Here is a 3,247-nt window from a genome sequence, read left to right on the forward strand (position 1 = left end):
AATCATATCCAGTGAATCGTTAAACGGTATCCACACATCAGGCAGCGGCGGCACTATATTCGCACAGGGCTCTGCAGTCACTTCCGCTGCGGCTTCTGCGCGGTCTGCCGCCTTTTCAGCTCGTGTCGCTGCCGACAGAGCCTCATCCTTTTTCTGCCCGGCCTTTGTTGCGTCTGCTGCGGCCTCCCGCGCTTTTGTGGTGGCGACTCCGGCATTTTCAGCGGCTGACTCTGCATTACGGCGGGAAGCCTCTTCACTGTCTGCGGAGGCTTCTTCTGACGCACGGGCATTTGTCTCTGAACGTTCTGCCGCTGTTGCTGCGTTTTGTGCGGCTGTTTTTGAAGAAGCTGCCGCTTTCGCGCTGTTACCTGCATTCGTCTCTGATGTTTTCGCCGCGTTCCTGGACGATGCCGCTGCTGTTTCTGATTTCTTTGCTGCCGCTGCGCTCTGAGAGGCGGCTTCAGCGTTGCGTGCCGCCTCTTCCACCATCTTTTCAAAACGATACAGTGCCTCCGGACAAACATCATCTTCTGTTGCAGCGCCCAGAAAATCATTCAATGTCCCCGGCTTAGAATCCTCATACACGGTGATGGTCCCGGCATGTGAAGGCGGAAAACCTTCAACCAGCAGGGCGACGCTGTACTGGCCATACTCAACATCCATGCTGTAACGTCCGGCTTCATCCGGATTTTCTGAGGCCACCGTGTTCACCACAACTGTGGTGCTGTTACGTTTTGCTTTGAGCTGAATGGTGCAGTTCTGTATCGGTTTTCCTGCACCGTCTTTCAGCACACCTGAAATCTGTACTGCCATATTCACTCCACAAATAAAAAAGGCACCATTTCTGGTGCCCGAATTTGGGTTTTAAAATTCAACTGATACTGATGCCGGCTGTTGATTTCTTCATCACGACAACAAGAAGGTCGCTGATACTGGTCGTTGGCGTCCAGTTATTTGCACCATATGAAGAAACATTGAAAGTCAGGGTGACATGGCCGTGTCCGGCAGGCATATCAATGACTGATGAAAATACCCTGCTGACATCCGTCGCGGGTTGCTGAAAGATTTCCTGTCCGTTCTTCAGCACCTGCAGCTTACAGGTTGAATACCAGTATGACTGTTGGTTGTTGCTGTTGAAGTTTTCATGCTTACCACCGCGAAACAGAACGGGGGGGACGACTATCTGACGGTCAAAAGCCTGGTCATCGTACACAGTGACCGTTATTGTACCGCTGGCATAACTGCCATTTCTCGGAAAGGCTTTTCCCACCGTTTTGACAATATCACCTTCAATCTGGTTAGCTGACAGTTTTCCCAGAATCCGACAGTTCTGGTTAATCGTGACATTATTGAGCGTCCCGGAGTTCGCATTCACGTTACCGCTGATATCCGCATTTCTCGCAGAAAGTCGACCATCAGGTGTCAGTGAAAACGTTGGGGGATTGCCACCGCTGGTAATGGTGGGAGCCGTCAGATATTTCAGGAACACTTCGTTCATGAATATCTGATCGCCCTGCCCAACAAACATCGGCTTTGTATTGCCATTCGCAGGATTAATCATCGCAATCCTGTCCGCCGCCAGCAGCACCTGACTCTGCATACCGTCAGGGGTATTCTCAATACCGGCACCAATACCCGCGATATAAAGGCGTCCGTCCTGCATCTGCTGCAGCTTCACAGCCCACATGCTGTTCAGGTTATTATTTGTATCAACCTGAACCTTCTGTATCTGCTGGATCGCTGCACTCTGGTCTTCCAGTTTCTTATTGACGGTCTGCGTGATTTCATTGCTGACATCCGTAATGGACGTCCTGATTTCAGCCAGGTCAGGCGCAAGCTGACCGTTATCAATCTGCGTCCACAACTCCTGAGCCAGATGGGTTTTCCCTATCTCTCCTTTGAAAAAATCCAGATAGCCGGATGCATCATCACTCGGCTGGCCAACAGCCTCCACAAATGCCGATTTGCCAACGGTGTTCACACTGCGAATGTAAAAATAATAATCATGGCCCGGTTTGATATTGATACTGGCGGCTATCCAGTACAGCGCCGTACCAAGATAACGCGCGCTGGCTTCAACCTGCCTGATATCCGCAATCCGCTTTTCCGAGAACCAGAACTCAAACTGTACCGTCGGATCATAAACGGCAAGATGCGGCGTTGCGGTTATCTGAAAATAGCCCGGCGTCAGCTCAATCCGCGATGGCGCTGCCGGTGCGGCAATCCGGAACGATACCGACGCCGGATCCCCCTGCTGCCCCCACGCATTTACCGCCCGGACTGTCAGCCTGTAGTTCCCCAGCGCCAGTTGCCTGAAGCGGTATGTGGTTTCCGTCGTCCTGGCCGTGCTGACCAGCCGCTCACTGCCGTCATCCGCTGCCACGGTCAGGCGAAGCATAAAGCTCACCCCCTTCACCACCTTCGGTGTGTCCCATCGCGCCAGCACCTGATATTCCCCGCTGTCTGCGGTGACTTCTGCGGTCAGGTGCTGCACCGCGGGCGGCGTGACACCATTCACCGTGCCACTCTGTTCGCCGTCAAAGTGCGCCCCGTTATCCACGATGGTCTCTTTTTCCGGCACATGCTGCACGGCGGTGATGGCATACGTGCCGTCGTCGTTTTCACGGATACTCACGCAGCGGAACAGTCGCTGGCGCAGCGTCGGCAGCTTCAGCCCCCATACGCTGTATTCAGCAACACCGTCAGGAACACGGCTCACTTTCACCTTCACGCCGTCGGTGACGGACTGAACCTCCACGCTGACCGGATTGCCACTTCCGTCAACCAGGCTTATCAGCGTGGTACCGGAGGATGGCAGCGTGATTTCACGGTCGAGCGTCAGCGTCCGGGTCTGGCTGTTCACCGCCAGCACACGACCACCGGTGCTGATACCGGCATAGTCATCATCGCAGATTTCAATGACATCCCCCGGTACATGGCGAAGCCCTTCAGCACCCACGCTGAAGTCCACGGTCTGCGTTTCCAGCAGCTCCGTTTTAATCAGCCACAGCCCGGCGCGGTGTGCCTGCCCCCGGCTGGTACAGCCAAAGGCATCCATCTTCGTGACGTTACGGCCGTAACGGGCAATGGCCTGCGTATCCTCCACGAGCTCTGTCGCCGTCTCCCAGCCGTTATCCGGGTCAATCCAGTTCACCTCAACGGCATTATGGCGGTCCTTCAGGGCGCTGAAGCTGTAGCGGAACGGCGCGCCATCATCCGGCATCACCACATTACTGCGGTTATAGGT

2 protein-coding genes are annotated in these 3,247 nt (G+C 54.5%); both read right to left on the reverse strand.

Going from position 1 to position 3,247, the window contains the following annotated elements; translation table 11 throughout:
- On the reverse strand, nucleotides 1–813 hold an 813-nt coding region (locus tag ACJHX4_RS26590), incomplete at its 3' end, for a prophage tail fiber N-terminal domain-containing protein (RefSeq protein WP_048977364.1).
- A gap of 58 nt (nucleotides 814–871) precedes the next feature.
- On the reverse strand, nucleotides 872–3,247 hold a 2,376-nt coding region (locus tag ACJHX4_RS26595; RefSeq protein WP_214231453.1), incomplete at its 5' end, for a host specificity protein J.

The sequence above is a fragment of the Escherichia sp. WS2035 genome (assembly GCF_046487065.1).
GTDB lineage: Bacteria > Pseudomonadota > Gammaproteobacteria > Enterobacterales > Enterobacteriaceae > Escherichia > Escherichia coli.